A 3,510-nucleotide genomic window follows, 5' to 3' on the forward strand; every position below is an offset into this window, starting at 1 on the left:
AATGCAGTTATCGTTATTGTGCTACGCTGCTGAGGTAACGGTTAAGGCTGGAACCCCGATACCGGTTCGGATAGAGGATGCAATATCCTCCGAAACCGCTACAGCTGGCCAGACAGTCAGGTTTACTGTTACACGCGACTGCACTGTTTCTGAATTGTCAACCGAAAAATGTGGTTAGGTCTAAGTACCATTTTTAAGCTGCCTGAGCCAGGGAGGCCTGGTCTTTTAATTTGCCGTTTATCTCCAAACGCCTCTTGCGAGCATGAAGTCTTCTTTCCGCTCTTTGAGCCAAAATCGTTTTGGCCGCACCTGTATGCCTCTGTTCAGGGGTAACATACTCAATAGCCCCATGATACCTCTGGGTGTTGTAGAACAAAATAAACTCAGCCAGGATGGCTTTTAGTTGATCGAAAGAGACAAAGTCTTTAAACCGCAGCCAATCATACTTGAGAACGCGAAACCAACTCTCGATCCACGAGTTGTCTGTAGGAGTCTGATAGCGGGCAAAGAGTTGGCCAATCCCCAAGTCTTTGAAAAATTGCCGGGCGGTCTTCTTGGCCATCTGCACTCCATGGTCGGAGAGAGCCACGGGTAACCGGGGCGCCTCCCTAACCCCCAAAAGACCCTCGCTCGTTAGGGCCTGGTCCCATGCCCTTTTCATCGACTCCACTGTAGCGTTCAACGAAAGATACCAACCGACCATCTTGCGACTGTACACATCCAGGATGGCAAAAAGATAGACGAAGACCGGCCCCAGGGCCAGATAAGTTAAATCCCAAGACCAGATCTCATTCGGCTGGGTAGGTTTCACTTCCGGCTTCTTCTGCGGCTCCCGAGGCTTACAGGTGCGCCTCTCCATTAAATTCTGTTCCTTCATCACCCGGTAAAAACTCGCCGGGCTGGCCTGAACCTGATCAGTCTCCGAGGCCCACACCGCCAGCTGCCGGTGGGAAAAATCTGCATAGACCTCCTCCTGGCTCAACTCGATGATCTTGGCCTTCTCCTCTGGCAAAAGGGCATGAGGAGCCATCTGAGGTCCAGCCTTGCCCCCACCATACCGCCCTGTGCGCTGATGCAGCCTCACCCACCGCCGATAACGCTCCGCATCCAATTGTAACTTGCAGCAACAAAATTCCACCGTCACAGAATACTCCCGGCTGACCTCACGAATGGTAAAAACTAGAGCTTCCTTAACCGCCGCAGAAAGATACTGGCCCCCAAGACAATCCTTTAGGTCGAGCGATCTTTTTTTTTCAAAAGAGCCAGCTCCGCAGCCTGCTCCAAAATCGTCGTCTCCAAGCGCTGCTTCTCCAACTGAAGGCCTTGGTACTCTTCAAAATTTACCTGGGGCCTGCGACTCTTTCGTTCCCGAAAGGCCCCCAAGGAACTTTGCTCGATCGTCTTTTTAATACGGACCAAATCGCTCGAATGAATGCCCCAACGCCGTAGAACCTCTGCCACCGAGCCATTCTCCTTGGCCTTGGCCATGGTGGCCTCCAAAAAGATCTGAAACTTTTCCTCCGGGGATAGATGCCGACGTTTCCGAACAACCGAAGTCTGGTCTTCCATCTTTGGTTCCTCCTTGCATGGAAAGTTAGACCATCTCTCTCCCCCGGTCAAGCGGCCGCAGGGAGGGGGTAACTCCAGTCGCCCTACGGGCTCCTTCCGTTACCCCCTCCCTAAAGTACTTCGACCTCACCCCAGGTAACCTATACAGACTCAGAAACATCTTAGACAGATTTATTTTTCTAATACAACTACCCTCATCATGATAAGCGAGACCGCAAGCGATCTCGCTTATCGGGGTCACAATCGTCAGGTAGTCTTTGTAAGTGATGAAGATTATTTTTACTATCAAGAGAACCTTAAGGAATGGAAGGAGAATTTAGGAATTTCGAGGACAAGGGAGACCAAGGAAGGGAAAAAAATAAATCTGTCCCCTTTCTTGCTTCCAGTCGCTCGAGCTGCACCAATCCCTTGTCGATCAGGTAGAACACAACATGTGCCGCCCGATCATCGCTGCCTTTCCTGGACGCGCCCTCGCGGGTCAATTGATTCGCTTTGCGGGCCACCTCGCTTTCGGATAGGCGGCTGCTCTTCGCTATCTTTTCCACTACGTGACGGTAGCGATCACGGGTGGCAAAATCCATCTTGCCGTAGACTCCGCCAGGATCCTCACGCAGGATCTGCTCGACAACGCTCATCGTCTCGACGAACTCGCGCCAATCCATCGCCCCCAGAAATCGGAGGCTGCCGATACTGTTGCTTATGGAAACCTGATCGGCGGCCTGTTGTTGGTTCTCCGACTGCACCAACTGCTCAATCGTCAAGCCGGACTCGGAGAGCCGCTGCTCAATCCAGGTGAGCGGCAGGGCCAAAGCGGGGCTTTGTCCCTGCAACCGGCGGGCCAATTCCGCGACAAACGAGCTCACCAGCGGTGGGCTCGACCGGGCCATATCCGCGATTACCAGAATCAGACTCTTCGGGTCTTTCTCCGCGATCTCGGTCATCTGGTCCGCCCAGTAGTCGGCGCGGTTTCGGTCAATCCGGTCGGCGGCGATCCGGGCGCCAACGCGCCGGAGGTTCTCGATCAGGGCCAGGCGCAGCATGATCGGGATGGCCCACAATTCGCCCAGCTTCAGGACGGTCGCCGTCTGGTAGGCGGCTACGAAACTGCTGAGGTTTTCCGGGTCCACCCGTCCATCGCCGTGGGAGATAATCTCCAGCGCGATGTCGTACACGCGCGGAAGCCCGGCCGATGGGCCGTTAAGCAAGCGCGGCAGTTCGCGGCTGTAACCCTTGGGCAAGTGTCGTCTGGCCGTGCGAATCTGTTCTTCGATCAGATAGAAGTTGTCGAGCAGCCATTCCCCGGCCGGCGTAATCCGGCGGTTCGTCTTAACCGCGTCCATCAGCAGGTTGCGGGCTCCAATCAGGACGTCTTCATTTTCAGCCAGCCGCGTCAGAAGCTGGTCCGGTGCACGTCCTAGACCCAACTTGTGCGAGCCCGCCAGGGTCTTGCCATGCTGCTCCATCTGGTCGCTGCTGAACAGTTCCGGTCGCAGCGGTGCCTCGTAGCAGGCGTCCTTTTGTGCCAAGCCGTCTCCGCGCCGGCTCGCCCGCAAATGGGGCAGGTTACTGAGAATGGTCTTGCTGCTCACTTTCAAGTTTGAGGTCTCCTTCTTAGAAAAGAAGCACATCGAAACAGGCAGTTGTGGATTTGATAGGTCAGTGCACTTAAGGATTCTCCGTCCAGTCCAGTGCTTTTTATTATACAATAAGAACAGTTTATTTGTCGATTCAGGGAATGTTATAGGATTTAAGAATGCTTATTTGCGGTTGAAATCCGCACAACTTTCCACTAATCTTGAGTGCTTAGTTCAGTCAACTATAATTCACTATTGCGCTGCTCTATAAGTTTCAGTAGTTGATCATAAGAAATGGTTTTAACACCAAGAGCCTGCGCCTTTTGGAGTTTCGAACCGGGACTTTCTCCAACAATTACATAATCAG

General features: G+C 53.2%; 1 protein-coding gene and 2 pseudogenes. All 3 read right to left on the reverse strand.

Annotated features, from left to right (window positions below; genetic code table 11):
• Positions 1 to 193: 193 nt before the first annotated feature.
• The 3 genes and pseudogenes from QMD53_06910 to QMD53_06920 all read right to left on the reverse strand — a co-directional run bounded on the left by QMD53_06910 (position 194) and on the right by QMD53_06920 (position 3,197).
• Positions 194 to 1,198, reverse strand: a pseudogene (locus QMD53_06910) (IS3 family transposase).
• A 32-nt stretch (positions 1,199 to 1,230) separates the two neighbouring features.
• A complete protein-coding gene (locus QMD53_06915; GenBank protein ID MDI6800368.1) occupies positions 1,231 to 1,569 on the reverse strand; it encodes a hypothetical protein in 339 nt (112 codons plus the stop codon).
• A gap of 383 nt (positions 1,570 to 1,952) precedes the next feature.
• Positions 1,953 to 3,197: pseudogene (locus QMD53_06920) on the reverse strand (cyclic beta 1-2 glucan synthetase).
• Between the last annotated feature and the right edge of the window lie 313 nt (positions 3,198 to 3,510).

The sequence above is a fragment of the Actinomycetota bacterium genome (assembly GCA_030017835.1).
Lineage (GTDB): Bacteria > Actinomycetota > Aquicultoria > UBA3085 > Oleimmundimicrobiaceae > Yes70-04.

Excerpts from the sequence above, each read along its gene's own strand:
- QMD53_06915 (MDI6800368.1), bottom strand. The coding sequence starts at position 1,569 with ATGGAAGACCAGACTTCGGTTGTTCGGAAACGTCGGCATCTATCCCCG.